Source organism: Halomicrococcus gelatinilyticus (assembly GCA_024227995.1).
Classification (GTDB): Archaea; Halobacteriota; Halobacteria; order Halobacteriales; family Haladaptataceae; genus Halomicrococcus; species Halomicrococcus gelatinilyticus.
In genome coordinates this window covers 2,483,309-2,508,314 of the sequence record CP100465.1, presented here as the reverse complement: position 1 = coordinate 2,508,314, position 25,006 = coordinate 2,483,309, and the positions used below count along the sequence as shown (strand labels likewise).

General features: G+C 69.3%; 29 protein-coding genes. 9 read left to right on the top strand and 20 right to left on the bottom strand.

Features of this window, described 5'->3' with window-relative positions:
• Positions 1-26: 26 nt before the first annotated feature.
• Positions 27-461, top strand: a complete 435-nt coding sequence (gene nikR / locus NKT36_RS13295) for a nickel-responsive transcriptional regulator NikR (protein WP_327051536.1) — start codon at positions 27-29, stop codon at positions 459-461.
• Here nikR and NKT36_RS13290 read toward each other — a convergent pair.
• Positions 458-805, bottom strand: coding sequence for a DUF192 domain-containing protein (locus tag NKT36_RS13290; protein WP_327051535.1), 348 nt, complete (start codon positions 803-805; stop codon positions 458-460). The two genes, nikR and NKT36_RS13290, sit on opposite strands and share 4 nt — an antisense overlap.
• Positions 806-866: 61 nt before the next feature.
• On the opposite strand from NKT36_RS13290, the gene NKT36_RS13285 reads away from it, so the two are divergent.
• The gene (locus NKT36_RS13285; RefSeq protein WP_327051534.1) at positions 867-1,400 is read left to right on the top strand and encodes a DUF7097 family protein; all 534 of its coding nucleotides are present in this window, start codon (positions 867-869) and stop codon (positions 1,398-1,400) included.
• Positions 1,401-1,605: 205 nt separating this feature from the next.
• Positions 1,606-1,866: a HalOD1 output domain-containing protein gene (locus NKT36_RS13280; protein WP_327051533.1), complete on the top strand. Its 261-nt coding sequence runs from the start codon at positions 1,606-1,608 to the stop codon at positions 1,864-1,866.
• 236 nt (positions 1,867-2,102) lie between these two features.
• On the opposite strand, the gene NKT36_RS13275 is transcribed toward NKT36_RS13280, so the two are convergent.
• The 6 genes from NKT36_RS13275 to NKT36_RS13250 all read right to left on the bottom strand — a co-directional run bounded on the left by NKT36_RS13275 (position 2,103) and on the right by NKT36_RS13250 (position 5,314).
• Positions 2,103-2,453, bottom strand: a complete 351-nt coding sequence (locus NKT36_RS13275; RefSeq protein WP_327051532.1) for a DUF7344 domain-containing protein — start codon at positions 2,451-2,453, stop codon at positions 2,103-2,105.
• Positions 2,454-2,530: 77 nt separating this feature from the next.
• Positions 2,531-3,190 carry a helix-turn-helix domain-containing protein gene (locus NKT36_RS13270; RefSeq protein ID WP_327051531.1) on the bottom strand — a complete coding sequence of 220 codons (660 nt, stop codon included), beginning with the start codon at positions 3,188-3,190 and terminating at the stop codon, positions 2,531-2,533.
• A 99-nt stretch (positions 3,191-3,289) separates the two neighbouring features.
• Positions 3,290-4,114, bottom strand: a complete 825-nt coding sequence (locus NKT36_RS13265) for an endonuclease III domain-containing protein (RefSeq protein WP_327051530.1) — start codon at positions 4,112-4,114, stop codon at positions 3,290-3,292.
• Between the two features lie 40 nt (positions 4,115-4,154).
• Positions 4,155-4,661, bottom strand: a complete 507-nt coding sequence (locus NKT36_RS13260) for a hypothetical protein (protein ID WP_327051529.1) — start codon at positions 4,659-4,661, stop codon at positions 4,155-4,157.
• Positions 4,662-4,702: 41 nt separating this feature from the next.
• Complete coding sequence (locus NKT36_RS13255) at positions 4,703-5,116, bottom strand: DUF371 domain-containing protein (protein ID WP_327051528.1); 414 nt, start codon at positions 5,114-5,116, stop codon at positions 4,703-4,705.
• 45 nt (positions 5,117-5,161) lie between these two features.
• The gene (locus NKT36_RS13250) at positions 5,162-5,314 is read right to left on the bottom strand and encodes a hypothetical protein (protein WP_327051527.1); all 153 of its coding nucleotides are present in this window, start codon (positions 5,312-5,314) and stop codon (positions 5,162-5,164) included.
• 372 nt (positions 5,315-5,686) lie between these two features.
• Here NKT36_RS13250 and NKT36_RS13245 point away from each other — a divergent pair, with 372 nt between their 5' ends.
• From NKT36_RS13245 to ilvD, 5 genes are all read left to right on the top strand, one after another.
• A complete protein-coding gene (locus tag NKT36_RS13245; RefSeq protein WP_327051526.1) occupies positions 5,687-6,550 on the top strand; it encodes a coiled-coil protein in 864 nt (287 codons plus the stop codon).
• Between the two features lie 70 nt (positions 6,551-6,620).
• Positions 6,621-7,628, top strand: coding sequence for a signal peptide peptidase SppA (sppA, locus tag NKT36_RS13240; protein WP_327051525.1), 1,008 nt, complete (start codon positions 6,621-6,623; stop codon positions 7,626-7,628).
• A 143-nt stretch (positions 7,629-7,771) separates the two neighbouring features.
• The gene (locus tag NKT36_RS13235; RefSeq protein WP_327051524.1) at positions 7,772-9,226 is read left to right on the top strand and encodes an Hvo_1808 family surface protein; all 1,455 of its coding nucleotides are present in this window, start codon (positions 7,772-7,774) and stop codon (positions 9,224-9,226) included.
• An 86-nt stretch (positions 9,227-9,312) separates the two neighbouring features.
• Positions 9,313-9,606, top strand: coding sequence for a hypothetical protein (locus NKT36_RS13230; protein ID WP_327051523.1), 294 nt, complete (start codon positions 9,313-9,315; stop codon positions 9,604-9,606).
• 103 nt (positions 9,607-9,709) lie between these two features.
• Positions 9,710-11,425 carry a dihydroxy-acid dehydratase gene (ilvD, locus tag NKT36_RS13225; RefSeq protein ID WP_327051522.1) on the top strand — a complete coding sequence of 572 codons (1,716 nt, stop codon included), beginning with the start codon at positions 9,710-9,712 and terminating at the stop codon, positions 11,423-11,425.
• A gap of 389 nt (positions 11,426-11,814) precedes the next feature.
• Here ilvD and NKT36_RS13220 read toward each other — a convergent pair whose 3' ends face one another.
• The 13 genes from NKT36_RS13220 to NKT36_RS13160 all read right to left on the bottom strand — a co-directional run bounded on the left by NKT36_RS13220 (position 11,815) and on the right by NKT36_RS13160 (position 23,973).
• Positions 11,815-12,786, bottom strand: coding sequence for an isocitrate/isopropylmalate dehydrogenase family protein (locus tag NKT36_RS13220; protein ID WP_327051521.1), 972 nt, complete (start codon positions 12,784-12,786; stop codon positions 11,815-11,817).
• The gene (gene leuD / locus NKT36_RS13215) at positions 12,783-13,445 is read right to left on the bottom strand and encodes a 3-isopropylmalate dehydratase small subunit (protein ID WP_327051520.1); all 663 of its coding nucleotides are present in this window, start codon (positions 13,443-13,445) and stop codon (positions 12,783-12,785) included. Before leuD ends, NKT36_RS13220 begins: the two co-directional genes overlap by 4 nt.
• The gene (gene leuC / locus NKT36_RS13210; protein WP_327051519.1) at positions 13,442-14,860 is read right to left on the bottom strand and encodes a 3-isopropylmalate dehydratase large subunit; all 1,419 of its coding nucleotides are present in this window, start codon (positions 14,858-14,860) and stop codon (positions 13,442-13,444) included. The genes leuD and leuC overlap by 4 nt, the downstream gene beginning before the upstream one ends.
• On the bottom strand, positions 14,857-15,153 hold the full coding sequence (locus tag NKT36_RS13205) for a hypothetical protein (RefSeq protein WP_327051518.1): 297 nt from the start codon (positions 15,151-15,153) through the stop codon (positions 14,857-14,859). The genes leuC and NKT36_RS13205 overlap by 4 nt, the downstream gene beginning before the upstream one ends.
• Positions 15,146-16,180, bottom strand: coding sequence for a ketol-acid reductoisomerase (gene ilvC, locus NKT36_RS13200; protein WP_327051517.1), 1,035 nt, complete (start codon positions 16,178-16,180; stop codon positions 15,146-15,148). The genes NKT36_RS13205 and ilvC overlap by 8 nt, the downstream gene beginning before the upstream one ends.
• Positions 16,177-16,863: an acetolactate synthase small subunit gene (gene ilvN / locus NKT36_RS13195; protein ID WP_327051516.1), complete on the bottom strand. Its 687-nt coding sequence runs from the start codon at positions 16,861-16,863 to the stop codon at positions 16,177-16,179. The genes ilvC and ilvN overlap by 4 nt, the downstream gene beginning before the upstream one ends.
• The gene (gene ilvB / locus NKT36_RS13190) at positions 16,860-18,692 is read right to left on the bottom strand and encodes a biosynthetic-type acetolactate synthase large subunit (protein ID WP_327051515.1); all 1,833 of its coding nucleotides are present in this window, start codon (positions 18,690-18,692) and stop codon (positions 16,860-16,862) included. The genes ilvN and ilvB overlap by 4 nt, the downstream gene beginning before the upstream one ends.
• Before the next feature lie 358 nt (positions 18,693-19,050).
• Entirely contained in the window at positions 19,051-20,301 is a 1,251-nt protein-coding gene (locus NKT36_RS13185) for a LeuA family protein (protein ID WP_407652215.1), read from the bottom strand.
• A 245-nt stretch (positions 20,302-20,546) separates the two neighbouring features.
• Positions 20,547-21,206, bottom strand: a complete 660-nt coding sequence (locus NKT36_RS13180) for an SOUL family heme-binding protein (RefSeq protein ID WP_327051514.1) — start codon at positions 21,204-21,206, stop codon at positions 20,547-20,549.
• Between the two features lie 47 nt (positions 21,207-21,253).
• A complete protein-coding gene (locus tag NKT36_RS13175; protein ID WP_327051513.1) occupies positions 21,254-21,541 on the bottom strand; it encodes a winged helix-turn-helix domain-containing protein in 288 nt (95 codons plus the stop codon).
• A complete protein-coding gene (locus NKT36_RS13170; protein ID WP_327051512.1) occupies positions 21,538-22,224 on the bottom strand; it encodes a hypothetical protein in 687 nt (228 codons plus the stop codon). Before NKT36_RS13170 ends, NKT36_RS13175 begins: the two co-directional genes overlap by 4 nt.
• A complete protein-coding gene (locus NKT36_RS13165) occupies positions 22,214-23,101 on the bottom strand; it encodes an ABC transporter ATP-binding protein (protein WP_327051511.1) in 888 nt (295 codons plus the stop codon). Before NKT36_RS13165 ends, NKT36_RS13170 begins: the two co-directional genes overlap by 11 nt.
• On the bottom strand, positions 23,098-23,973 hold the full coding sequence (locus NKT36_RS13160) for an ABC transporter permease (protein WP_327051510.1): 876 nt from the start codon (positions 23,971-23,973) through the stop codon (positions 23,098-23,100). Before NKT36_RS13160 ends, NKT36_RS13165 begins: the two co-directional genes overlap by 4 nt.
• A 160-nt stretch (positions 23,974-24,133) precedes the next feature.
• Here NKT36_RS13160 and NKT36_RS13155 point away from each other — a divergent pair, with 160 nt between their 5' ends.
• Positions 24,134-25,000: a DUF7351 domain-containing protein gene (locus NKT36_RS13155; protein ID WP_327051509.1), complete on the top strand. Its 867-nt coding sequence runs from the start codon at positions 24,134-24,136 to the stop codon at positions 24,998-25,000.
• Positions 25,001-25,006 lie beyond the last annotated feature (6 nt).

Here is a 25,006-nt window from a genome sequence, read left to right as displayed (position 1 = left end):
ATAACTCAATCGCCTTCTGTTAATACATGACGGTCGTCAGCGTCTCGATGCCAGACGAGTTGCTCGAACGGATCGACGAGTTCTCCGAGGACCACGGCTACACCGGCCGCAGCGAGGTCGTCAGGGAGGCAGCGCGGAACCTGCTCGGCGAGTTCGAGGACAGGCGACTCGAAGGGCGCAAACTGATGGGCGTCGTCACCGTCCTGTTCGACTACGAGACGACGAACGTCGAGGAGAAGATGATGAACCTGCGCCACGAGCACGAGGGGCTGGTGGCGTCGAACTTCCACAACCACGTCGGCGACCACAACTGCATGGAGCTGTTCGTCCTCGAGGGGTCGCTGGAGGAGATCTCGACGTTCGTCGGGAAGATCCGCGCGACCCAGAACACGCTCACGATCGACTACTCGGTGACGCCGGTGGACAGCTTCGATCCGCTGGCCGACGTCGAGTCGAGCTAGCCGACCAGCCGGACGGTATCCCCGACCGCGACGTCGTCGGCGCTCCCCGCCGGCAGCTCGAACAGTGCGTCGGCCCGCGCCTTCGCCAGTCCCGTCCACGCCGACAGGCGCTCGACGCGAGTCACCTCGCCGTCGACCGCCCACACGGCGTCGAGCGGGAACGGCACGAACACCATGTGGACGTCCCGGACGCCGGCGTCGTCGAACCGGAACGCCAGCGCGTAGTCGTCCGGTACCGAGCGCCGGAACATCAGCCCGCGCGCTCGCGAGAGGAACGAGTCCGCCGTCTCGACGGTGGTCGCGAGCGTCCGCGACCCGCCGCCGGATTCGTGTTCGACGCGCACGTTCGCTCCTCCTCACGGGGGAGGGAAAACTTTTGTGCGATGGCGCACGGAGCACTCGGGCATGGAGAAGACCCCGTCGGGCACCTCCGTCGGCGTCGACGACCCCTACGAGTACGCCGGGCTCTGCGACCACCTCACCGACGAGGGCAGGTGCCGGTACGCCTTCGAGTACGCCGAGCACGACCCCGAGTTCGCACGCGAACGCCGCGAGGACGAGTACCGGTGTCCGGTCGCCGAGGACGCTGACTGGGCCGACTGCCGCCACTACCGCTGTCGGAACCGCGACCGCGAGTGCGTCCGCTGCGGCCTGGAGGAGCGCCGGATGGCCCACTCCGACGAGCGACCGCTCCTCGAGGAGCACCACCTCTCCTACAGCGGCGAACTCCGGTCGGACGAGGACGCGGAACTCTCCCACGAGATAACGGTGTACCTCTGCCGGTGGTGTCACGCGAAGATTCACGACTCGTGGGCGCGCATCGACGACGACGTGAACCCCGACCCGGAGGCGCTCGCGGAGGCGGAAGGGCGACGGAGCAAGGAGCAGGCCGAGGCCGCGTTCGAGTCCGCCGCCGAACGCTTCGACCGCGAGGAGTAGCCCCGACTCGTCGTCACGCCACAGAGCTCGTTCGCGCGCCACGTCGGACGGTGGCGTCGACGAGGGCCGTCGCGAGCACGCCGGCGACGAACGTCCCGCTCACGACCGCGGACGTCGGCGAGCGGGTCGGCGCCGACATCGAACGCCGCTGCATGTTCCAGATTCCCCGACACGTTCAAGAAGGAGGGGCGAATATAGGAGTTTCATGGAATCGGTGAGGACCACTGTCGAGAAACGTAGCGTAAGTCAGGCCGTTATCGAGGCAGTTGCCGAAGCAGAAGGAGTCGACACCGAGGACCTCACTCCACCGCTGTACGACGTCGTCAACCCCGACGCCCTGGACCAGCTCTTCTCCGCCACCTCGACCGCCGGGAGAACGGCGGGGAAGGTGGTCTTCGCCTACAGGACCCACGAGATAACCGTGTCCGCGGACGGCCTCGTGCGTGTCGAGACCGGCCAGGAGTAGCTCCGGTCGCCCCGTTCGAGGACCGTCGGTCGTCGTCCGTCGGCCATCGTCCGTCAGTCACCGATGGTGGTTCCGTCACCGGATCACTCCTCGCCATCGTCGACGACTCGTTGGTGTGGAGTTCTTGAACTCGGACCCTGTACACTCCGGGCAGCTATCCTTCATCGGCAGTAGTCTCTCCTCGTCCCGTACTGCGGGCACGAAGTGCCCACAGCTCAGGCACATCAGCATGGCCATCACGCCGCCTCGTCCTGCCCGGGGAGTCGTCCGAGCAGCTCCTGCGCCACTGCGAGGCGGGGGCGGTACCTGACGGTCGTGGCCTGGGGGTCGTACTCGACGACGCCCGCGTCCGCGAGCTTCGGGAGGCTCGCGTGGTGAAGTCGAGTCGCGATACGGTCCACGTCGTAGCGGTCGCTCTCGATCCGCCGGTCGGCGACGTACTCGGCGAGTTCGTCGACCGAGGCGACGTCGCCGGACGATTCACTGAAGTAGTTCACCACGCATCGACTGCACTCGCTGGAGAGCGCTGACAGCAACAGGTCCACCGCCGCTGTTTCGAACTGGCTCTCGTGAGGGTCACTCGACATCGTCGTGTTTGCCCGTAGTTGTCCACCACAGTTATCGAACTCCGTTGTTCGGACAACCTCACTAAATGGAGCCTGCTTCAATCGAAGGTCGCGGCCGACGAGAGGAGCGATTCCGCGAGGACCTGCTTCGTCCCCCGTCGGATCCGGTTCGACATCGCCTGCTGGGAGATGTCGAGTTCGTCGGCGAGTTCTTCCAGACTCACCTGGCTCGGCGTGTCGAAGTAGCCCGACCGCAGGCCGAGGACGAGCGCCTCGCGCTGTTCGTTGGAGAGGTCGAACTGGCGGACGCTCTCGGTCCGTTCGGTCAGCGTGTAGGTCCGGACGATGTGGATGTCGATGTCGTGGTCCGTGCAGTGGTTGTAGAACTGCGAGAGCCTGTCGTGGTCGTTGAACCGGATGCGGTACTCCCAGCCGTCGTCGGTGTAGGCCTCCAGTACCGTTCCCCCCGTCTCGGTGATGCCCTGGATGATGCCGTCGTGGTCTCCGAGCCACGCGACGCGGTACAGGGCGCTCTGATCGACCCTGTCGATCGCGACGATGTCCTCGACGTGCTCGGACGCGAGCATCTTCTCCTCGAACGCCTCGTGGTCGTCTCCGGTGACCCACAGGAACGGCATCGCCGCGTCGCCGGTCGGAACGATCCGTTCGAGTTCGATCCGCATCTGCGGCGGTCCCGACAGGACGTCCCCGAGCGTGAACTGGTCGTCGTCGACGGTGAACTCCAGGATGACACTCATGAGTCGCTACCAGTAGGCGACCGAAGGAAGTATGCGTGACGCCCGTTGCTGACCAGCCGATACGGTCCTCCACCGGCCCGGCAGCCGCCTACATCGGCTCTAGCGCCCGTCCGACGCGGCGTCTGCGGGGTCGACGACCCTTCCGGATCCGGGGTCGACGCCCACCTGCTCGCACAGGTCGGCCATCGGGCACGCTTCCGGGCCGTCCAGGCACGCGGGCTTGCGCGCGGAGCAGTACTCGCGGCCGAACTGGATGCTGGCGGTGTGGCCGAAGCCGCACTTCGCGGCGGGGACGTCACGCTCCAGGACGGCGCGGACGGCCTCGTGGTCGGCGTCGGGCGGCGCGACGCCGAGGCGGCGGTAGATGCGGTGGACGTGGGTGTCGACGGGAAAGACGCCGCCGCGGCCGCCGGCGAAGAGGAGGACGCAGTCGGCGGTCTTGGGACCGACGCCGTCCAGGTCGAGGAGTTCGTCTCGCACCGTCGCCGGTTCCCGCTCGCGGACGTACTCGTCGAAGGCGTCGGCGCTCCCGTGCTCCGCTAGCACGCGCTCGGCGGCGTCGATGAGGACCGTCGCCTTCTGGTTGTAGAGGCCGGCCGACCGGATGGTGTCCGCGAGTTCGCCGTGGTCGGCGTGGGCCAGCGCGTCCGCGAGACCGTCCGCGTCATCGCGGTCGGCGTACCGTTCCATCAGTGCGTCGTGGGCGGGCTGGCTCGCCACGTCGCTGGTGTTCTGGCTCAGGACGGTGCGGACGAGACACTCGAAGGCGTCCTGGCCGCCGTAGGTCTTCTGCCAGTACAGTTCTCCGAGGCGGTCGACGACCGCTTCGGCGCGCGTGTCGGCCGCCCCGGCGGCGAACTCGGCCGCCGTCCCGCCGCCCGCGCTGCCGCCGCTGATGTTGACGTCCGGTTCGTCGTCGCTCATGCGCCGGCGTAGGTGCGCGATTCTCAACTACGTTCCGACGTCAGGTCGAGGGGTCGCCAGCGGCGGTCAGCGCGGCCATCGCACGGCGACCGTCACTCGGCTTCCCGGCGTACTGCCCCCACCACGACGGGTACTGGATCGGGACGAGAGTCGCGATCAGGCGCGACAGTTCGGCCCAGAACAGCCCGTAGAGCGCGAACTGGACGGCCCCCGACGCGACGGTGATGAGGGCGGTCACGCCGAGGAAGACGACCAGCGTCGCCGCGGGACCGGCGAGGGGGACCGCGACCGCCTGCCACGTCCTGTCGGGGAACGTCTCGCATCGAAAGACGCCGTACCAGAGCGCGGCGGTCGTCGTCGGGTCGACGGTGACCGAGAGCCGTCCTCGCTGCCACCGCCACCCGTCGTCGCTCCCGACGACGACCGCCGCGTCGCCGTCGGTGAACGCGAGCACCGCTGCGGCGTGGGCAAGTTCGTGGGCGAGGAGTGCGAGGGGTTCGACGAGGGCGTAGAGGAGGACGGCGAGGGCGATTGCCCGACCATCCATATAGATTCGTAGACACGTACGCGATTAAAAAAGTTCGGCCGCTACTCGACGCTCAGCGTCACCGTCAGGTCCGCCCCGTCCGCGAGTGCGGCCACGAGGTCGCGGTCGAACCCCTCGGCGGCGAACTCGGCACCGACCAGGACCGTCCGCTCGTCGACGTAGTCGCTGGTGCGGCCGACGGCGCTGCGGTCGCTCTCGAAGGAGAGGTCGGGGTGGCCGCGGCCGGTGACGGTCGCGGCGTGACCGCCGGCCTCGAACGTGGCGGTGATGGTCGCGTCGGCGTCCCGGCAGGCCTCGACGAACGCGGGGTCGAAGTCGGCGGGCGCGCGGTCGGCCTCGATGCCGAGGATGCAGTCGCCGGCCGGCGTCAGGAAGTCGTCGGTCGTGACCTCGAACGTGCTCGCGTGCGCGGCGGTGACGTTGTCGTGACCGCCGGCACGGATCGTCTCCTGCATGCCACGGGCTTGCGCCCGGGGGTACTTCAGGCGTTCACTTCCCGGTCACCGCGAGACGGTCACCGTCACCGCGCCGCAGTCGCACTCGTAGGCGCGTCGCACCCCGCCGTCGGTCTCCATCGTGAGCATCAACTGGTCCTCCCCCAGGTCGCGGTCGCAACCGGCTGCCTCGCACGTACAGCGGAGCAGTTCTCTCATAGCTCCCCGTTGGTCCTCCGACACCGTCAAACCGCGCCGTCCCCGGAGTGAAAGTGAAAGTGGTCGGCCAACCGCCCCACGGGGACGACCCGTCGCCGCGACGGCGCGAGACTTTTATATAGCCCCCGGAGTCCGTGCGAAGCGTTTCCACTGGTTCTGAGGCCCGTGACAACCGTTTCCACAGTATCCGATGGACAAACTTTAAATAGCTATGCCGATTATGAACTATCACCTGAACGCCTCCGGCGGTCACGGCAGCACAGCGCGTCAACCGATGACATGGGAATATTGTAACCGACGGTTGGTACGACGACATCGGAGTGGCGACGCCACCCGTTTGCCGGGGCGGAAGGCACCGAGGTTTAATTAAGCATGGTAAGTGTAACGGAAGATGAACTTCAGAACAAGTCGAAGGGCGAGCTCATCAAGCTCGCGGGACAGCTCCGCGACCGACGTAACGAACTGAACCAGAAGGCGAGCAAGCGCGCCTCCAAGCGCGACGACCTCAACGCCAAGACGCGCGAGAAGGTCGACGAAGCCCAGGAGCACCGCGAGAAGCGCGACGAGCTCAACGAGAAGGTCCAGGAACACAAGGAACAGCGCAACGAGCTCAACGCCGAGGCCAACGAGCTGTTCGACCGCGTCGAGGAGATGAAGTCCGACCTCGAACTCGACGAGGGCAAGGACCTCGAGGAGCTCGAGAGCGAGATCGAGGACCTGGAGTTCAAGCAGCAGACGGAGGTCCTCTCGACCGAGGAGGAGCGCGAGCTCATCGAGAAGATCGAGGGAAAACGCGAGGAGTACCAGCAGCGCAAGGAGAAACTCGACCAGAGTGACGAGCTCGAGGACCTCGTCGAGGAAGCCGAGGAGGTCCGCGCCGAGGCCAGCCGCCACCACGAGAAGGTGACGGAGCTCGCCGACAAGGCCCAGAAGCACCACAACCAGATGATCGAGGCCTATCGCGAGGCCGACGACATCCGCGACGAGGCCGACGAGATGCACGAGAAGTTCGTCGAGGCCCAGGAGTCGGCCGACCAGCACCACGAGGACTTCGTGCGCGTCCAGAAGCGACTGCGCGAACTCGACAAGCAGGAGGAGGAAGAGCGCAAGTCCGAGAAGGAGAAGGAGCGCGAGAAGGCCAAGGAGGAGGCCGAGGAGATCTACCAGCAGTTCAAGGAAGGCGAGACCCTCGACACCGAGGACCTGATGAAGCTCCAGAAGACGGGGCTCCTGTAACGTCGCTGTTCTGTCTGCCGAAGTTTTAACGCCGGTCCACACCACGGATAGCCCATGGTGAGGACGTAGCATGGCCGAGAACGGTTCGCGACTCGTACGCGGAGCGATCGCGCTGGTCGGACTGCTCGTGGCCGTCGCGGTCGGCTGGGAACTGTTCGTCGTCCTGCCGGGGACGCTCGCCGACCTGCTCGGCGTCGTCCTGGTGCTTCTGACGGGCGTCGCCGGCCTGCGGTTCGCCGGTCGCATCGCCGACAGCATCTACCCCGGCTACGACGTCGCGGAGGTCGCCGTCGAGGGGCCGATCCGCCGCGACGGCGGCGGTACGTTCCCGAATCCGGCCGGCACGCCGACCGACGCCATCGTCGACCAGATCGAGCGGGCGGACGAGGACGACGGTGCCGAAGCCCTGTTGCTCAAGCTGAACACCCCGGGCGGGGAGGTCGTCCCCAGCGACGACGTGCGCCTCGCCGCGGAGCGCTTCGACGGGCCGACGGTCGCGTACGCGACCGACGTCTGCGCCAGCGGCGGCTACTGGATCGCCAGCGGCTGCGACGAACTGTACGCCCGCGAGGGGAGCCTCGTGGGGAGCATCGGGGTCATCGGCTCCCGGGTGAACGCCGCCGGCCTGGCCGACAAGCTCGGGGTCTCCTACGAGCGCCTCGCGGCCGGCGAGTACAAGGACGCCGGCGTCTCGCTGAAGGAGATGTCCGAAGACGAGCGCGAGTACCTCCAGGGCCTCATCGACGGCTACTACGAGACGTTCGTCGAGCGGGTGACCGAGGGGCGCGGCCTCGACGCCGAGGACGTCCGGGAGACGGAGGCGCGCGTCTACCTCGGCCCCGACGCCGAGGAGGTCGGTCTCGTGGACGGCCTCGCCACCCGCGAGGAAGTCGAGGACCTGCTGGCCGACCGACTCGGCCGCGATACGGTCACCGTCGAGGAGTTCGAACCGGAGCGCGGCTTCCGCGAGCGCCTGCGCGGCGGCACGAGTGCGGTGGCGTACGCGTTCGGCGCCGGCGTCGCGAGCGTCTTCGACGACACCGGCGACGCGAACGGCTTCCGGTTCCGGGCGCGGTAGCGGCGGCGTTCCGCCGGCAGCGGCCGTTCGCCGACCCGGACCGGCCGCCTGGCCGTGCTCCGACCTGCCCACGCCAAATTCGACCGACGCGGAGCCGACACGGAACGGCCAATCGTTATGGTCGGCGCGTCCGTGCCTCCTGTATGCGAACTGTGGGGGTCGTTATCGTGGCGATATCGCTGATGGCGGTCGCGCCGGGCGCCGCCGTCGGCGCGGGGGGAACCGACGACGGGTCGGCCGGTTCCCTGGCGGACCCGGAGAACGACGTCATCGGGTGGGAGAACGGGTACTGGTACAACGAGTCCATCTCGGTCGACCAGCGTGACGGCCTGACGGACGCCGAACGACGGGCGTACGTCGGTCGCGCGATGGCGCGCGTCGAGAAGTTGCGCGACAAGGAGTTCAAACGGAACGTGACGGTCGAGGCGCTACCGCGTGCGGAGTACCAGCGGCTGGTCCGGGTACAGGCACAGCGGCAGTTCGGACCCGCCCAGCGCGCCTGGGAGAATCAGGTGTGGGAGGCGCTGTTCGCCGTCGACGAAACGACCGACGCCGTCCGCGAACAGGTCGAGATCCGGACGAAGCGGGTCGCCGGCTTCTACCTTCCCGGGACGGACAGCATCTACACCGTCACCGACCGGCAGGGCTCGCTCGTGGTCGACAACGCGACGCTCGTCCACGAACTCGTCCACGCGCTACAGGACCAGCACGTCGGCCTGACCTCGGAGTCGTTGCGGGCGGAGACGATGGACGGGCGACGCGGCCAGGAGGGGCTCGTCGAGGGCGAGGCCACGCTGGTCGAGAAGCTGTACACCCGGCGCTGTGGAGACGAGTGGGAGTGCGTGACCACGCCCGGTCCGGAGCCGCCGCGGGCGCCGTACAGCGGCGGCCCGCTGCCGGACTACAACCTCGCGATGCAGGTCGCGTCCATCCAGCCCTACTCCGACGGACCGGCGTACGTCGCGGCGCAGGTCGACGCCACCAACGAGTCCGTCGGGAACTGGTCGCGGCTGGACTACCAGCAGCCGCCCGTCAGCTCCGAACAGATCATCGAATCGGAGCGGACGGTCGACCCGCCACCGACGCTCCGGATCGGCGCGTTACCGGCGAACGGCTGGAAGCTGTTCGGCAAGCAGGGCGTGAACGGCTCACAGACGGTCGGCGAGGCGGGCATCTACACCATGTTCTGGTACCAGGGACGCGCGGACGACAACCGGGTCATCCCCTGGCGTCGCTTCGAGTCGCCCGACCAGGGGTCCTTCGACGAGTTCAACTACACCAGCGTCCCCTCCGACGGCTGGGCCAACGACCGGCTCTGGCCGGTCAGGAACGGCGAGAGACGGGGCTACGTCTGGCGGACGGCGTGGGACACCGCCGAGGACGCACGCGAGTTCCAGCGGGCCTACCGCGAGTTGCTCGCCGGGCGCAACGCCACGAAGGTCGGGCCGAACACCTGGGTCATCGACCGCGGCGGCTTCGGCGACGCGTTCCACGTGGTCCGGGACGGGAAGACGGTCACCGTCGTGAACGGCCCCACCGTCGGCGCACTCGACGACGTCCGGCCGAGCGTGACGGTGACGGCGCGGGCCCGCGGCTGACGGCTAGCGGTCCATCCTCCCCTGCCCCGACCGGCACCGCGCCGACGGCGGAACGTTTCATCACCGTGGGGGGCAGAGTAGCGACCATGACGAACGAGCGCATCAGCGAATGGCTCGCGGACCTCCACGACCACCTCGCGGCCACGGCGGAGCGGCCGGTCGCGACCGACGCGAACCGGTGGCTGGGCGAGGCCGAGGCGGTGGCGGCCGACGTGGCGACGGGCGAACCGCCGGCGTCGGTCGTCGCGAAACGGGTCGAACAGGTCCGGGAACTGCTGTCGCACGTCGACGGGACCGGCGACCCGGACGCCGACGAGCACGTCGCGGCCGCCCGCGACCGCGCCGAGCGGATACTGCGGACCGTCGAGCGGGACGACTGACGGGAGTCGGACGAGCCGGCGCGGCGAAGCCCCGGCGACGCGCGACTGCAACGTCTGTCACTTCAGGAGGTTTTAACCGCTCGTGGGACCGACACACGTCGTCATGGGAAACCCGCCGCAGAAGGACGAGTCACTGCGAAGCAGCGAGGTCACCGAAGGGCCCGAACGCGCCCCACACCGGGCGATGTTCCGGGCGATGGGGTACGACGACGCGGACCTCTCCTCGCCGATGGTCGGCGTCGCCAACCCGGCCGCGGACATCACGCCGTGCAACGTGCACCTCGACGACGTCTCGGCGGCCGCCATCGACGGCGTCGACGACTCGGGCGGCATGCCGATCGAGTTCGGGACCATCACCATCTCGGACGCCATCTCGATGGGCACCGAGGGGATGAAGGCGTCGCTCATCTCGCGCGAGGTCATCGCCGACAGCGTCGAACTCGTCGCGTTCGGCGAGCGGATGGACGGCCTCGTCACCGTCGCCGGCTGTGACAAGAACCTCCCCGGGATGATGATGGCAGCCGTGCGGACCGACCTGCCGACCGTCTTCCTCTACGGCGGGTCCATCCTCCCCGGGAGCCACGAGGGCCGCGACGTGACCGTCCAGGACGTCTTCGAGGGCGTGGGCACGTACGCCCAGGGCGAGATGAGCGAGGAGGAACTCGACGGCCTCGAACGCAACGCCTGTCCGGGTGCGGGTTCCTGTGGCGGGATGTTCACCGCGAACACGATGGCGTCCATCAGCGAGGCGCTCGGCCTCGCGCCGCTGGGGTCCGCCGGCGCGCCGGCGGAGTTCGACGAGCGCTACGAGGTCGCCGAGCGCGCGGGCGAACTCGTCCTCGACTGCATCGCCGAGGACCGCAGGCCGTCCGAACTCCTCTCGAAGGCGTCGTTCGAGAACGCCATCGCGCTCCAGGTCGCGATGGGCGGGTCGACCAACGCCGTCCTCCACCTGCTCGCGCTCGCGGCCGAGGCCGGCATCGACCTCGGCGTCGAGGAGTTCGACGAGATCGCCCGGCGCACGCCGAAGATCGCCAACCTCCAGCCCGGCGGGACGAAGGTCATGAAGGACCTCTACGACGTGGGCGGCGTCCCGGTCGTCCTCCGGCGACTGCTCGACGCCGACCTGATCGACGGCGACGCGCTGACCGTCACCGGCCGCACCATCGCCGAGGAGCTCGACCACCTCGACCTGCCGGACGACGACGCCATCGACGCCGACTTCCTCCGGCCGGTCTCGGACCCGTTCAGCGAGGAGGGCGCAATCCGGGTGCTGACGGGGAACCTCGCGCCGGACGGCGGGGTGCTGAAGGTCACGGGCGACGACACCTTCCACCACGTCGGCCCCGCACGGGTGTTCGAGAACGAGGAGGACGCGATGAAGTACGTCCAGGAGGGACACGTAGAGAGCGGCGACGTCATCGTCATCCGCAACGAGGGGCCGCGCGGCGGCCCCGGTATGCGCGAGATGCTCGGCGTCACGGCGGCCGTCGTCGGCCAGGGTCACGAGGACGACGTGGCGCTGATCACCGACGGCCGGTTCTCCGGCGCGACGCGCGGCCCGATGATCGGTCACGTCGCGCCGGAGGCGCGCGCCGGCGGCCCCATCGCCGCCCTCGAAGACGGCGACGAGGTGACCGTCGACGTCCCGGAGCGCCGCCTCGAGGTCGACCTCTCCGACGAGGAACTCGCCGAACGCCTCGACGGGTGGGAACCCGGCGACCCGGCGTACGAGTCGGGCGTGCTAGCGAAGTACGGGACGACGTTCGGGTCGGCCGCCAACGGTGCGGTGACGAACCCCGGCGCGAAGGAGGAGTAGGGAGCGTCGAAAGAGAAGGCGGTGCGGTTGCGGTGCGGACGGAGTGCGGTCGCTGTGGCGGTGCGATAGGCGGTAGCGGAAGCAGCTCAGTCGCGGCCCACGGTCGCGGTTGCGGAGGCGGTTGCAGTGCGGTGGCGGATGGCGGAATGCGGCGGCTGTGGCGGATGCGGTGTCGTACGGCGCGCCCCGCGCGCCGTTTCACCGCGAGCGACCGCAGGGAGCGAGCGGGACGTTTTTCATCGACGTTTTTGCGAGGAGGGTGCCCGCAGCGAGCGCAGCGAGCGAGGACACCCGACGACGTAAAAAGGTCGGAGTCGACACCCGACGACGTAAAAAGGTCGGAGTCGACACCCGACGACGTAAAAAGGTCGGAGTGGAACGGTCGGTAGTTACAGCCGGTCGATCACGGCCTCGGTCACGTCGGCGGTCGTCGCCGACCCGCCGAGGTCGGGCGTGCGCGGACCCTGTTCGAGGGTGGTCTCGACGGCCTCGCGGACGCGCTGGCCCGACGCCTCGTGGCCGAGGTAGTCGAGCAGCATGGCCGCCGACAGCATCGTGGCGGCGGGGTTGGCGACGCCCTCGCCGGCGATGTCCGGCGCGGTGCCGTGGACGGGTTCGAACAGCGCGTTGTCGGGGCCGACGTTGGCGCTCGGGAGCAGGCCGAGGCCGCCGACGAGGCCGGCGGCGAGGTCCGAGAGGACGTCGCCGGCGAGGTTCGGGCAGACGACGACGTCGAACTGCCCGGGGTCGAGGCAGACGTGGGTGGCGAACGCGTCCATCAGGACCTCGTCGGTCTCGACGCCGTGTTCGTCGGCCACGCGGGCGACGGTGTCGCGGAACAGGCCGTCCGTCTCCTGCATCACGTTCGCCTTGTGGACGAGAGTGAACGCGTCGTCGTCGACGTAGTCGCACGCGTACTCGGCGAGGCGCTCGGAGGCGGACTCGGTGACGACGCGGGTGAGCGTGCTGACGTTCTCGTTCAGCCGCGACTCGTGGCCCGAGTAGACGCCCTCGGTGTTCTCCCGGAGGAAGACGAGGTCGGTCTCGGGGCGGACGGCGTCGACGCCGGGGTACGCCCGCGCCGGGCGCACGTTGACGAACGAGTCGACCGCGCTCCGCAGCGGCAGGATGACCTCGGCGGCCGTCTCGCCCGCCGCGCCGAACAGCGTGGCGTCCGCGTCGGCGACGTGCTCGCGGGTCGCCTCGGGGAGCGCGGTGCCCGTCTCCGCCTTCACCGCGTCGCCCGCGCCGGCCTCGACGAACTCGAAGCCGGGGGCGACTGCTTCGAGGACCCTGCGCGTCGCGGGGACGACCTCGTTCCCGATGCCGTCGCCCGGAATCACGACGATCTCGTCGGTCACGCGTCGGGCACCTCCGCCTCGTCGACGTACGGCAGGTCGGCCGCCGTCTCGGCGACGGCGTCGGCGTTCGACCGCAGCAGCGCCGTCGTGTCCCACTCGCCGTCGACGAGCGCCTTCCGCTGGGCGTCGTCGACGGTGGCGTCGATCTCGCTGTCGTCGTAGCTGACCGTCTCGTCTGCGACGTCGACCGCGACCTCGGCGTCGGGGTGCTCGTCGACGTAGTCCTGCAGCGCCTCGACGGCGTCCTGGTCGGCGGTGACAGTCGGGATGCCGAGCGCGAGGCAGTTGCCCGCGAAGATCTCGGCGAAGCCCTCGCCGACGATGGCGTCGATGCCCCAGCGCGCGAGCGCCTGCGGCGCGTGCTCGCGGGAGGAGCCACAGCCGAAGTTGTCGTTGACGACGAGCACCGAAGCGCCCTGGAACCGCTCCTCGTTGAACGGATGGTCCTTGACTCCGACGGCTCCGCCGTCTCCGTCCCGTTGCTCCTCCGGAGCAACGCCGTCGTCCTCGTCGAACCGCTGGTCGAAGAAGGCGTACTCTCCGAGACCGTCGAAGGTGACGACCTTCATGAACCGCGCGGGGATGATCTGGTCGGTGTCGATGTCGTTCCCGCGGACGGGGACGGCCGTGCCGGCGACGTGCTCGACGGGGTCGCTCATACCGTCGCCACCTCCTCCAGGTCGCGCACGTCGGTCACTTCGCCGCGGACCGCGGCGGCCGCGACCATCTCGGGACTCATGAGGACCGTGCGACCCTCCTTGCTGCCCTGTCGGCCGACGAAGTTGCGGTTCGACGAGGACGCACAGGCCTCGTCGCCCTCCAGCTGGTCGGGGTTCATCCCGAGGCACATCGAACAGCCCGCACCACGCCAGTCGAAGCCGGCCTCGCGGAACGTCTCGTCCAGGCCCTCTGCCTCGGCGGCGGCCTTGACGCGCTGGCTGCCTGGGACGACGAGCGCCCGGACGTCGTCGTGGACCTCGCGGCCCTCGACCACGTCGGCGGCCCGCCGGAGGTCCGGCAGGCGCGCGTTCGTACAGGAGCCGAGGAAGGCGACGTCGATATCGTAGCCTTCCATCGTCTCGCCCGGTTCGACGCGCATGTGCTCCTGGGCGCGCCGGGCGGTCTCGCGCTTCTCCGCGGGCAGGTCCTCGGGTTCGGGAATCGGTTCCGTGACGCCGACGCCCTGGCCGGGCGTGGTGCCCCACGTGACGGTGGGTTCGAGCTCGCTACCGTCGATCTCGACCACGTCGTCGTACGCGGCGTCCTCGTCGCTGCGGACGGAGCGCCAGTACTCGACGAGTTCGTCGAATTCGTCGCCCTCCGGCACGGCGTCGCGCCCGCGGAGGTACTCGACGGTCGTCTCGTCGGGGTTGACGTAGCCCGCGCGGGCACCGCCCTCGATGGACATGTTGCAGATGCTCATCCGGCCCGCCATGTCCATGGACTCGATGGCCTCGCCGCCGTACTCGTAGACGTAGCCGACGCCGCCGTCGGTGCCGAGTCGGCGGATGAGTTCGAGGATGACGTCCTTGGCGGTGACGCCGTCGTCGAGTTCGCCCGTGACCTCGATGCGGCGAACCTGCTGTTTCTCCATCGCGACGGTCCCCGTCGCGAGGACGTCCCGGATCTGGCTCGTGCCGATGCCGAACGCCAGCGCGCCGAACGCGCCGTGGGTCGCGGTGTGGCTGTCGCCGCAGACGATCGTCATCCCGGGCTGGGTGAGCCCCTGCTCCGGGCCGACGACGTGGACGATGCCCTGGTTGCCCGTCCCGGGATGGGAGAAGTCGATGCCGGCCTCCTGGACGTTCTCCTCCAGTTCGGCCATCATCGCCTCGGCGGCGTCGTCGCCGTAGGGGCGCGACTGGTCCGCCGTCGGCACGATGTGGTCGACGGTGGCGTGGGTGCGCTCGGGGTACGCCACGTCGAGGTCGCGCTCGCGCAGCATCCCGAACGCCTGCGGACTCGTCACCTCGTGGACGAGGTGGAGGCCGACGAACAGCTGCGTCTGGCCCGTCGGCAGTTCGGCGACCGCGTGGCGGTCCCACACCTTGTCGTACAGCGTCCCCTCGCTCATCGCTCCTCGTCGCGTTCGTTCCCGCGGTCGAAGACGCCGTCCGCGCTACCGGCACCCGCGGGCGGCGTGTGGCTCACGTCCTCCATCGTCTCCTGCTCCTCGGACGCCGCGTCCCGGCGGCCGCCGTCGGCGGCGACCGTCGGACCGCGCTCGAACGGTCGGTTGATGGCGCCGCGGTCGGTGTGCGGATGGGTGTGGCTGATCTCGCCCATCGTCCGGCCGTCCGCGTCGCTCGCGGGTCGCTCGGCTCCCCGCTCGCGTCCTCGCTTCTCCGTCGGAGAATCGCTAGTCATCGGCGGGCACCTCCTCTCGCTCGCCGTCGTCGTCGGCCCACGCGAACAGTTCGCGCAGGTTCTCGCCGACGGCCTCGATCTCGTGGTCCTTCTCTGCCTGGCGCAGCTGGCGGTAGGACGGCCGTCCGGCCTGGTTCTCGTTGATCCACTCGCGGGCGAAGGTGCCGTCCTGGACCGCCTCGAGGACCTCCTCCATCCGCTCGCGGGCGTGCTCGTCGACGACGACGTCGCCGCGGGTGAGCCCGCCGTACTCGGCGGTGTCGGAGACCGAGTCCCACATCCCGCCGAGGCCGCCCTCGTACATCAGGTCGACGATGAGCTTCAGCTCGTTCAGGCACTCGAAGTAGGCCATCTCCTCGGAGTAGCCGGCGTCGACGAGCGTCTCGTAGCCCTGCTTGACGAGCGACGTGACGCCGCCACAGAGGACGGCCTGCTCGCCGAACAGGTCGGTCTCGGTCTCCTCGCGGAACGTCGTCTCGACGACGCCCGCGCGGGTGCAGCCGATGGCCTTCGCGTACGCGAGCGCCTCGTCGGCCGCCTCGCCGGTGGCGTCCTGGTACACCGCGAGCAGGCCCGGCGTCCCCTGGTCGGCCTCGTAGTTGCGGCGGACGAGGTGACCCGGCGACTTCGGCGCGACCATCGTCACGTCGACGTCCTCGGGCGGCTCGATCTGGCCGTAGTGGATGTTGAACCCGTGGGCGAACTGGAGCGTGTCGCCGGCGTCGAGTTCGGGCTCGATGGCGGCGTACACGTCCGGCTGGACGGTGTCGGGGACGAGCATCGACACGACGTCGGCGCTCGCGGCCGCCTCGACCGGCGTGGCGACCGTCAGGCCGTCCGCCTCGGCGGCGCGCCGCGACGACGACCCCTCGCGGAGACCGACGACGACGTCGACGCCGCTCTCGTGGAGGTTCTGGGCGTGCGCGTGGCCCTGGCTGCCGTAGCCGAGGACCGCTACCGTCTTTCCGTCGAGCTGTGCCTCGTCCGCGTCGTCGTCGTAGTGTACTGTGGTGTTGAACTCTGTCATTGTCGTGAATCGTCGGTCGCTGGTTCGTCGTCGGGGACGTCCGGTTCCGTGGAGTGTCCCGGCTCCTCGCCGGGCGTCGTCGGCGTGTCGCCGCGCGCGAGCGCCGTCTGGCCGGTCCGGGCGATCTCGATGATGCCGAACTGCCGGAAGGCGTCGACCGCGTCGTCGATCTTCTGCTGGTCGCCCGTGATCTGGACCGTGATGGTCCGCGGACCGGCGTCGAGCGTCTGGCCCTCGTACATCCGCGTGATGGCGTGGACCTTGTCGGGCTCGTCGCCCCGCACCTTCAGGAGGACGAGTTCGGCCTGGACGGCCGTCTCCGCCAGTTCGCCCACCTGGATGACGGGCGGCAGTTTGGCGAGCTGTTTGCGCACCTGCTCGATGCCGTGGTCGGGTTCCTCGACGACCAGCGTGATGCGGGCGTGGCCGTCGACGGTCGTCGGGCCGACCGTCAGGCTCTCGATGTTGAACTGCCGCCGGGAGAACAGCCCGGAGACGCTGGAGAGGACGCCCGGTTCGTGCTCGACGAGCGCGGAGACGACCGCGGTTCGAGTCTCGGGTTCGGCGTCCGCCTGCGAATCGACGCGGACGCCGTGCTCGGTCCGGCGCGCCTCGGGGTGGGGGCGCTCGACGGGGCTCGGCCCCGGCATCCCCTCCGTCGGCGCGTCGTCCTCGCCGCTCATAGCTGGTCCTCCGACAGTGCGAACTTCCCGTTCGCGCCGCCGCTGGGCACCATGGGGTAGACGTTCTCGGCCGGGTCGATGTGGAAGTCGACGACCGAGGGGCCGTCGTACTCGACGGACGCCTCGACGGCGTCGGCCACCTCGTCGGGGCTGTCGACGGTGATTCCCTTCGCCCCGAACGCTTCGGCGAGCGTGGCGAAGTCGGGACACCAGGAGTACTCCGAGGCGACCCGGTTGCGGTCGTAGAAGGCGTCCTGCCACTGGCGGACCATCCCGATGTACTCGTTGTTCAGGACGGCCACCGTGATGTCGAGGTTCTCGCGGACGGCGACCGACAGCTCCTGGACGGTCATCAGGAAGGAGCCGTCGCCCTCGAAGCAGACGACCTGCTGGTCGTCGCCCGCGTCGCGGACGGCCATCTTCGCGCCGATGGCGGCGGGCAGCCCGTACCCCATCGCCCCGAGGCCGTGGGAGGAGACCCACGTCCGGGGCTGTTTGAAGGTCCAGTACTGCACCGCCCACATCTGGTGCTGGCCGACGCCGGTCGTGACGACGGCGTCGTCGTCGGTCGCCTCGTCGTACGCCTCGACGACGAACTGGGGTTTGACCGGGCCGTCGGTGGGCGCGCGGTAGGTCATCGGGTACTCGTCCTGCCAGTCGGTGACCTGCTCGCACCACTCGTCGGCGTCCGGCGAGGTCGTCATCTCGTCGGTGATCGCCTCCATCGCCGTTGCGGCGTCGCCGACGACCGGCACGTCGGCGTACACGTTCTTCGAGATCTCCGCCGGGTCGATGTCGACGTGGACGACGGTCGCCTCGGGGGCGAACGTCTCGACGCCGCCCGTGAGGCGGTCGTCGAACCGGGTGCCGACGGCGAACAGGGTGTCGCAGTGGGTGACCGCCATGTTCCCCGCGCCCGTGCCGTGCATGCCGATCATGCCGACAGAGCAGTCCTCGTCCTCGGGGAACGCGCCGACGGCCGGCATCGACGTGACGACGGGAATGTCGTGTTCGGTGACGAACTCGCGCAGTTCCTCGCTCGCCTCGCCCTTGATGACGCCACCGCCGGCGAGGACGAGGGGGCGCTCGGCGTCTTCCAGCGTGCGCGCAGCGTCGGCGACCGCGTCCTCGTCGGGCTCGTACTGCGGGTCGTAGTGCTGGGGCGTCTCGGCGGTCGGTTCGCGGTCCTCAGTCGTCGCCTGGGTCACGTCCTTCGGCAGGTCGACGAGCGTCGGTCCGGGGCGACCCGTCTCGGCCAGCGCGAACGCCTCGCCGACCGTGTCGCCGACGGCGTCGGCGTCGCCCGCGAAGTAGTTCGCCTTCGTGATGGGCGCGGTGACGCCGGTCGTGTCCGTCTCCTGGAAGGCGTCGTTGCCGACGAAGTTCGTCGGCACCTGGCCCGTGAGCGCGACGACCGGGTCGGAGTCCATGTTCGCGTCGGCGATGCCCGTGACGAGGTTCGTCGCGCCCGGACCGGACGTGGCCATGCAGACGCCGGGGTCGCCGGAGACGATGCCGTAGGCGTCGGCGGCGTGTGCGGCCCCCTGCTCGTGAGCCATCGTAACGTGGCGCAGCGACGAGCCGGTGAGGGCGTCGTACACCGGCATGATGGCGCCGCCCTGGATGCCGAACAGCGTCTCGACGCCGGTCGCCTCGAGGGCGTCCACGACGGCGGCCGCGCCGGTCGTCTCGGTCGACTGCGCGTCGTCCCTCGCCTGCTCGGTCGGCGCGTCGTCCGCCACGTGGTCGGTCGACGGTGCCTCGTCCTCGGTCGGCGCGTCGTCGACGTCGTCCTGGCTGACGCGCCGTGTCGATGCGTGCTCGCTCATGGTTTACTCGCTGTGCGTGTGTCGTGCGTTCGATACGCGTGTCGGTCGTGTCGTGACTGGTACATTCGTTGGTGCGCGTGCTGCGGTCTGGTCGGCGTCGATGCGTCGATTCCGTCGGTGGAGAAGGGTGGAGTAGGGGCTACGCCCCTACAATACGCGCCGCAGGGCGCACGTACTGGACAGTCAGGGTCCACGAACCGGTGGCGTCGGGTGACTGTCTCATCCGTGTGCACGGTGCTCCGACGCCCGGTCAGATAGACCTTTCGCGGCGCGCAATTCTTGCACGCGCGCTGGGGCGTCCCGGTCGCGCGGACCACGCGCTGCTGTCGGTGGTGCGAACGACGGCGGTGAGGCATGGTTACGCGTTGACCTCCTCGCGCGACCGGACGTCCAGCTCGCGGGCGAACCGTCGCAGGTCCGCCACCGTGACGCGTTCCTTGTCCGCGCCGCGGTCTTTCACCTTGCGGGTGATGGTGCGTACCTCGGAGTCGGTCGGGGCGAACCCGGCCTGCCGGAGGTGCTTGCGGACCGCGTGGGTCCCCGTGTGCTTGCCGAGGACGAACTCGCGGTCGGCGCCGACCATCTCGGGCGTCATCACGCCCGTCTCGAACGTGTCGCTGTTCTCGATGACGCCGGCCGCGTGGATGCCGCTCTCGTGCGCGAAGGCGTTGTCGCCCACCACGGGCTTGTTGACCGGGACGGGGACGCCGCTCCGGTCGGAGACGACCGTCGACAGCTCCGATATCATCGGCGTGTCGATGCCCGTCTCGGCGTCGTAGACGCTCTCGGCGGACATGACGACCTCCTCGTAGGCGGCGTTGCCGGCGCGCTCGCCGATGCCGTTGACGCTCACCTGCACCTGGTCCGCGCCCGCCTCCAGGCCGGCCATCGCGTTGGCGGTGGCCATCCCGAAGTCGTCGTGGGTGTGGACGTCGATGCGAGCGTCGGTGTGGTCGTCGACGTGCGCCACGAGGTCGGCGAACCGACCTGGCGTGGCGACGCCGCAGGTGTCAGGGATGTTGATCCAGTCGACGCCAGCCTCGGTGACGGCCTCGACCACCTCGGCCATGTAGTCCCGGTCGGTCCGGGTCGCGTCCATCGGCGAGAACATCACCGTCGCGCCGGCGTCGGCGACGCGCTCGACCGACTCGACGGCGCGTTCGACCACCGCCTCGCGGGTGGCGTGCATCGAATCCTCGATCTGGACGTCGCTGGTCGACGCGAAGACGTGGACCATCTCTGCGCCGGTGTCCAGGGCGGCCTCGACGTCCCCCTCGACGACGCGGGCCAGCGCGCAGGTCGTGGCGCTGGTCGACGACGCGATGTGACTGACGGCGTCGAACTCGGCCTCGCCGTTCGCCGGGAACCCGGCCTCGACGACGTGCGTCCCCATCTCGTCCAGCGTCGCCGCTATGGCGCGCTTGTCGCCGTGGTCGAACGAGATGCGCGGCGTCTGCTCCCCGTCGCGGAGCGTGGTGTCGAAAATACGAACGTTATCGATCTCGTCGGAATGTGCTAACGTGCCCTTGAAGAACTCGACCCCCCCTTTCGGAGGAACCTGTCGTGTCGTGCTGTGACATGGTACTCGTGTCCAGCGGCCACCTCGTATTTAATAGTGTCGGTCGGACAGGTACTGTTGGGACGGTTAACTGTTCCCAGTACTGCCACGTCGGGGAAAACCGCACGACATCGTCGCCCCGGAGTTTCATTTAAGACCTTATACTCCCTTGGTCGCTACCCAACCGGCGCGCTGTGCGGTGTTTCTCCGCGACCAAGTTTTCGAGGAGACAGATGGAGGAAGAATATCGCGCGCGGTCGTCGGTCTCGACGCCACCGGTGGTCGCACGACCGACGCTACTCGCCCGACAGGACGCTCACCGCAACCTCGTTGCGGCGCATGAACGGCGGCGTCCAGGGCGGGTCGTAGCGCAGCAGGAACGGTTCGCCGACGGTCGTCAACCCGTGGTCGTCGAGGCAGTCGAGCAGTCGGCGCTCCTTGCGTTCGACGCGCCGGTCGGTCGCGTACCACCGGAACGGGAGCACCGCGAGGGTCCGTGACGGCTCGCGCTCGACCGACACGGCCGGGTCGTCCGGCACCGGCGCGGACTCGACGGTGTACCCCTCGGGCAGGTAGAACGCCATCCCGGTCCCCTCGTCGGTCTCCTCGGTGGCCACCGGTGCCGTCATCGGGATGGACTCCGAGCGCGGGACGAGCGCCTCCGGCTGGGTGGCCACCGGCGCCGTCATCGCGACCGTCTCGTCGGCGTGGTTCTCCCCCTCGATGTACCGGAAGAGGCGACCGAACGCGGCCCCGGGGTCGTCTGCACGCGTCCGCGCGACGACCGTCTCGGGGTAACGGCGTATCTCGACGCCGTCGAGCGTGACGGCGGTCTCGTAGGGGACCTCGTCGGTTCGAACCCGGGCGTACGCGCCGGCTCCGATCCACAGCAGCGAGAGCCCGGCCGCGACGCCGAGCGACGACGTGAGCCAGGACCGCACGCGTGAGCGTGACATGGAACTCCCGTACGTCCTGCGGTACCAAGTAGCTGTTCGCCGGGCGGTCAGTCCTCCAGCCCCTCGATGAGGGCCTCCAGGGTCTCGACGTGACCCTCGAACGCCGCGCGACCCTCGTCGGTGAGGCGGTACGTCGTCCGCGGACGGCGGTCGACGAACGTCTTCTCGACGGCGACGGCGTCGGCGTCCTCCATCGTCTGGAGGTGACTGCTGAGGTTCCCCTCGGTCACGTCGAGCGCGTCCACGAGACCGGTGAACTCCGTCTCGCCGTGGACGTAGAGGTGGGCGAATATCTGCAGCCGCGTGGGCTGGTGGACGAGCTGGTCGAAGTTCATCGGCGCGAGAGCACGAGGTACGCTCCGAGCGCGTGGACGAAGAACGTGACGCCGAAGACGGCGTAGCCCCACGTGCGCAGGACGTCCGTGCGCGGGATGGCGACGGCCAGCGGAATCATCCATGCGCCGCCGAGGTAGAACGCCAGCCGGTCGCTCCGCCGCACCCGGTAGGCCTTCAGCGCGTTCCCGAGCAGGAGGTAGCCGACGCCCGCCATGGCGACCCAGACGGCGAAGGGGAACATGGTGGAGGCGACGTAGTCCAGGTCGGCCAGGAACGGCGCGGCGATGGCCTGGACGGCGACGGCGGCGGCGTACGCGACCCCGAACTGGAGCCACGGGTCGGGGGTCGTCTCCGACGGCGCGGCAGGCGCGTCGCCGCCACGACGGCCGAGCCACCACGACCCGACGCCGCCCAGGCCCATCAGCCCGAACCATATCGCGCCGAACCAGTAGCCCGGCAGACGTTCGAACAGGACGTACTGCGAGGCGAGCGACGCCACCAGGACGAGCGCGCCGAACAGCAGCCAGACGCGGACGATACCAGGGTGGCGCTCCTCGATCCCCATCGCGTCCTTGATGTCGTGCAGTTCGCGCTTGAGCACCGCCCTGTCGACGGTCTCGGCGTCCGAACCGACGTCGTCGCTCGCACCGGCCTCGCCCGGGACGACTCCGTCACCCGGCATCGCGGCCCTCCACGTGGAGGTAGTAGTTGAACAGGTCCGTGTACGTCGGCGGCGACTCCGTCACCCGCTCGCGGTCGCTGGCGGGCGAGTCGCCGCCGTCGACGGCTGCTGCGACGTCGTCCACGTCGACGCCGTCGCGAAGGAACCCACGCGTCTGACCACCGTCGCTGAACACGCGGCCGTCGACGACGAACTCCTCCAGCGCGGACCCCGCCTCGACGCCCATGACGCTGGCGACCGGCGGGAGCGCGTCGAGCATCGCGTCGGGCGCGCCCGTGGCGACGACGCTCCCGTCGTCGACGAACGCGATGCGGTCGGCCAGGTCGGCGTCGTGTGGCAGGTGACTGGAGACGACGAACGCGGCGTCCCGCTCGCGGACGACCTCGTGGAACGTTTGTATCATCGAGAGGTCCAGGCCGGCCGTCGGTTCGTCGAGCAGGTACACCGGCGCGTCGATGCTCAGCGCGATGGCGAGTTCGACCTTGCGCTGCATGCCGACCGAGCAGTCCGCCAGGCGCTTGTCGAGGGCGTCCTCGACCCCGAAGCGCGCGACGTACTCCTCCCAGCGGTCGGTGAACTCGGGGTGGAGCCGCGAGTAGAACGAGACGTTCTCCCGGCCGGTGAGGGCGTCGATGCCCATCGCCTCCTGCCGGAGGAAGGCGACCTCGGGCGTCGGGACCTCGCCCCCGAACGCCTCGACGTCCCCGTCGGTCGGCGTCGTGCTCCCGGCGAGACAGGACAGCAGGACGGTCTTGCCGACCCCGTTCGGGCCCATCAGCACGAGGGTCTCGTCGTCCTCGACGTCGAGGTCCACGCCGTCGAGGACGACGGTGCCGTCGAACTCCTTGCGGACGTCCCGGGCGCGGATCGCCGTCATCGCAGGACCCCCCGGTCGTACACCTGCGAGCGCATCAGCGCGACGCCGACGAGCCCGCAGACGACGGCGTACGCGGCCAGCAGGCCGAGGAACGCCGGGTCGGCGGGCATCGCGGGCGGCGTCAGGCCCGTCGTGCCCCAGCTCGACGCGTCGAGCAGGTTGTAGACGACGATGCGCGCCGCCAGCGAGTTCGGGATGAGGTTCAGCAGTCCGGGGTCGGCGGTGAACGCGTTCGGCGACGTACCGTTGTACCCCGTCAGGAAGTAGGCCACCATCGCCACGCTGATGGAGATGATGTTGGCGTACCTGGCGTCGCGGACGAGGACGGCGATGGCGAGCGCGACCACCAGCCAGAGCACGCTCGACAGAGCGAGCGCCCCGAGGACGACCGGAATCGCCGCGGGACTCCGGAGGGCGTACGCCGCGCCGGTGGCCACGCTCACCGCGAGCACGAACCCGAACGCGACGAACGCGAAGGAGAGGGCGGCGACCGTCCGCCCCGCGAGGTCGGCGGAGGGGTGGATGGGCAGCGACCGGAACTGCGCGTAGCGGCGGTCCTCCAGGTCGGAGACCAGGTGCTGGCCGAACGCGTTCAGGCAGACGATGGTCGCGCCGAAGATGCCGTAGCCGATGGCCGTCGCGGCCTTCACCGTCGGCATGGCGTCGTCCGGCACCTGGCCGTCGGGGATGAACACCGCGACGGTCAGCAGGTAGAACCCGGCCGGGAAACCGAGCGACCAGAACAGCACCGCCCTGTTGCGCACCAGTTCTCGCAGGTCGCGGCCGGCGAACGCGCCGGCCTGCCTGAGCCAGCCGTTGCGGTCACCGGTGGACGCGGGACGACCGGCGTCGGCGTCAGCTTCGATCGACATATCGTTCGATACGATATGTTTGTACCAGATAAAACTTTGCAGAAGATTTCACTCTGTACTACAAAGTGAACGGTTACTCTCCCTATACTTCCGCCGGTCGTGGACCGTTCCTCACCGACACACAGGTAACGCTTTTGTCAGTCGTGGACGAGCGACGCGCATGGACGAGATGGCGGCCACTGACGCGTTCTCCGTCCTGGGGAACGACATCCGCGTCGGCATCCTCCGCGAACTCGCCGACGCCATGGGCGAGTCGCCGGACAGCAGGCTCTCCTTCTCCACCCTGCGGGAGCGCGTCGGCGTCCGCGACCCGGGCAAATTCAACTACCACCTGGACCGCCTCCGCGGAACCTTCGTGGAGAAGACCGACGACGGCTACGTGCTCCGGTACCCTGGACTGATGGTCGTCAGCGCGATCCGCGCGGGAACCTACACCGGCGGCGACGACACCGAGACGGTCGAGACGGACCGGGACTGTCCCCGATGCGGCGACGGCCTGACGGTGACCTACGGAGACGGGTTCCTCGAGCTCTCGTGCGACGAGGACGACCTCCTCTCCCGCGTACTTCTACCGCCCGGCGCGACAGAGGGGCGGACGACGGAGGAACTCCTCGAACTCGCGAACCGGAGCGCGCGCCGCGACATGTCCCACGCGGCGGACGGCGTCTGCCCGTACTGCTGGGGGCAGGTGGACGCGACGATCCGATGGCCCGAAGCGACGTCGCGGTTCGAAGACACGAGCGCTCCGGGCCCGAAGGTGCGCTACGACTGCGGCCGGTGCTGGGCGAACGTCGAGGTCCCGCTCGCCGGCGTCGCCACGCTCCACCCGGCGGTCGTCGCGTTCTACCACGACCACGGCGTGAACGTCCACGACTGGCCGTTCGTCGGTCTCTCCTACTCCGGTACGGAGCAGTCCATCGTCTCGGAGGACCCCGTTCGCGTCAGCGTCACGCTGCGCGAAGACGACGAGGAGATGCGGGTCGTGCTCGACGACGAGGGGACCGTCGTCGACACGAAACGAGACTGAAAAGAG

Bases quoted from the DNA above. Each gene is read 5' to 3' on its own strand.
- NKT36_RS13165 (WP_327051511.1), bottom strand. From the start codon at position 23,101: ATGACGGCGATCCGCGCCCGGGACGTCCGCAAGGAGTTCGACGGCACC.
- NKT36_RS13230 (WP_327051523.1), top strand. From the start codon at position 9,313: ATGACGAACGAGCGCATCAGCGAATGGCTCGCGGACCTCCACGACCAC.
- NKT36_RS13205 (WP_327051518.1), bottom strand. From the start codon at position 15,153: ATGACTAGCGATTCTCCGACGGAGAAGCGAGGACGCGAGCGGGGAGCC.
- NKT36_RS13285 (WP_327051534.1), top strand. From the start codon at position 867: ATGGAGAAGACCCCGTCGGGCACCTCCGTCGGCGTCGACGACCCCTAC.
- ilvB (WP_327051515.1), bottom strand. From the start codon at position 18,692: ATGAGCGAGCACGCATCGACACGGCGCGTCAGCCAGGACGACGTCGAC.
- leuC (WP_327051519.1), bottom strand. From the start codon at position 14,860: ATGAGCGAGGGGACGCTGTACGACAAGGTGTGGGACCGCCACGCGGTC.
- ilvD (WP_327051522.1), top strand. From the start codon at position 9,710: ATGGGAAACCCGCCGCAGAAGGACGAGTCACTGCGAAGCAGCGAGGTC.
- sppA (WP_327051525.1), top strand. From the start codon at position 6,621: ATGGCCGAGAACGGTTCGCGACTCGTACGCGGAGCGATCGCGCTGGTC.
- ilvN (WP_327051516.1), bottom strand. From the start codon at position 16,863: ATGAGCGGCGAGGACGACGCGCCGACGGAGGGGATGCCGGGGCCGAGC.
- NKT36_RS13270 (WP_327051531.1), bottom strand. From the start codon at position 3,190: ATGAGTGTCATCCTGGAGTTCACCGTCGACGACGACCAGTTCACGCTC.
- NKT36_RS13275 (WP_327051532.1), bottom strand. From the start codon at position 2,453: ATGTCGAGTGACCCTCACGAGAGCCAGTTCGAAACAGCGGCGGTGGAC.
- NKT36_RS13280 (WP_327051533.1), top strand. From the start codon at position 1,606: ATGGAATCGGTGAGGACCACTGTCGAGAAACGTAGCGTAAGTCAGGCC.
- NKT36_RS13260 (WP_327051529.1), bottom strand. From the start codon at position 4,661: ATGGATGGTCGGGCAATCGCCCTCGCCGTCCTCCTCTACGCCCTCGTC.
- NKT36_RS13170 (WP_327051512.1), bottom strand. From the start codon at position 22,224: ATGCCGGGTGACGGAGTCGTCCCGGGCGAGGCCGGTGCGAGCGACGAC.
- NKT36_RS13265 (WP_327051530.1), bottom strand. From the start codon at position 4,114: ATGAGCGACGACGAACCGGACGTCAACATCAGCGGCGGCAGCGCGGGC.
- ilvC (WP_327051517.1), bottom strand. From the start codon at position 16,180: ATGACAGAGTTCAACACCACAGTACACTACGACGACGACGCGGACGAG.
- nikR (WP_327051536.1), top strand. From the start codon at position 27: ATGACGGTCGTCAGCGTCTCGATGCCAGACGAGTTGCTCGAACGGATC.
- NKT36_RS13155 (WP_327051509.1), top strand. From the start codon at position 24,134: ATGGACGAGATGGCGGCCACTGACGCGTTCTCCGTCCTGGGGAACGAC.
- NKT36_RS13160 (WP_327051510.1), bottom strand. From the start codon at position 23,973: ATGTCGATCGAAGCTGACGCCGACGCCGGTCGTCCCGCGTCCACCGGT.
- NKT36_RS13245 (WP_327051526.1), top strand. From the start codon at position 5,687: ATGGTAAGTGTAACGGAAGATGAACTTCAGAACAAGTCGAAGGGCGAG.
- NKT36_RS13175 (WP_327051513.1), bottom strand. From the start codon at position 21,541: ATGAACTTCGACCAGCTCGTCCACCAGCCCACGCGGCTGCAGATATTC.
- NKT36_RS13255 (WP_327051528.1), bottom strand. From the start codon at position 5,116: ATGCAGGAGACGATCCGTGCCGGCGGTCACGACAACGTCACCGCCGCG.
- NKT36_RS13250 (WP_327051527.1), bottom strand. From the start codon at position 5,314: ATGAGAGAACTGCTCCGCTGTACGTGCGAGGCAGCCGGTTGCGACCGC.
- leuD (WP_327051520.1), bottom strand. From the start codon at position 13,445: ATGAGCGACCCCGTCGAGCACGTCGCCGGCACGGCCGTCCCCGTCCGC.
- NKT36_RS13180 (WP_327051514.1), bottom strand. From the start codon at position 21,206: ATGTCACGCTCACGCGTGCGGTCCTGGCTCACGTCGTCGCTCGGCGTC.
- NKT36_RS13235 (WP_327051524.1), top strand. From the start codon at position 7,772: ATGCGAACTGTGGGGGTCGTTATCGTGGCGATATCGCTGATGGCGGTC.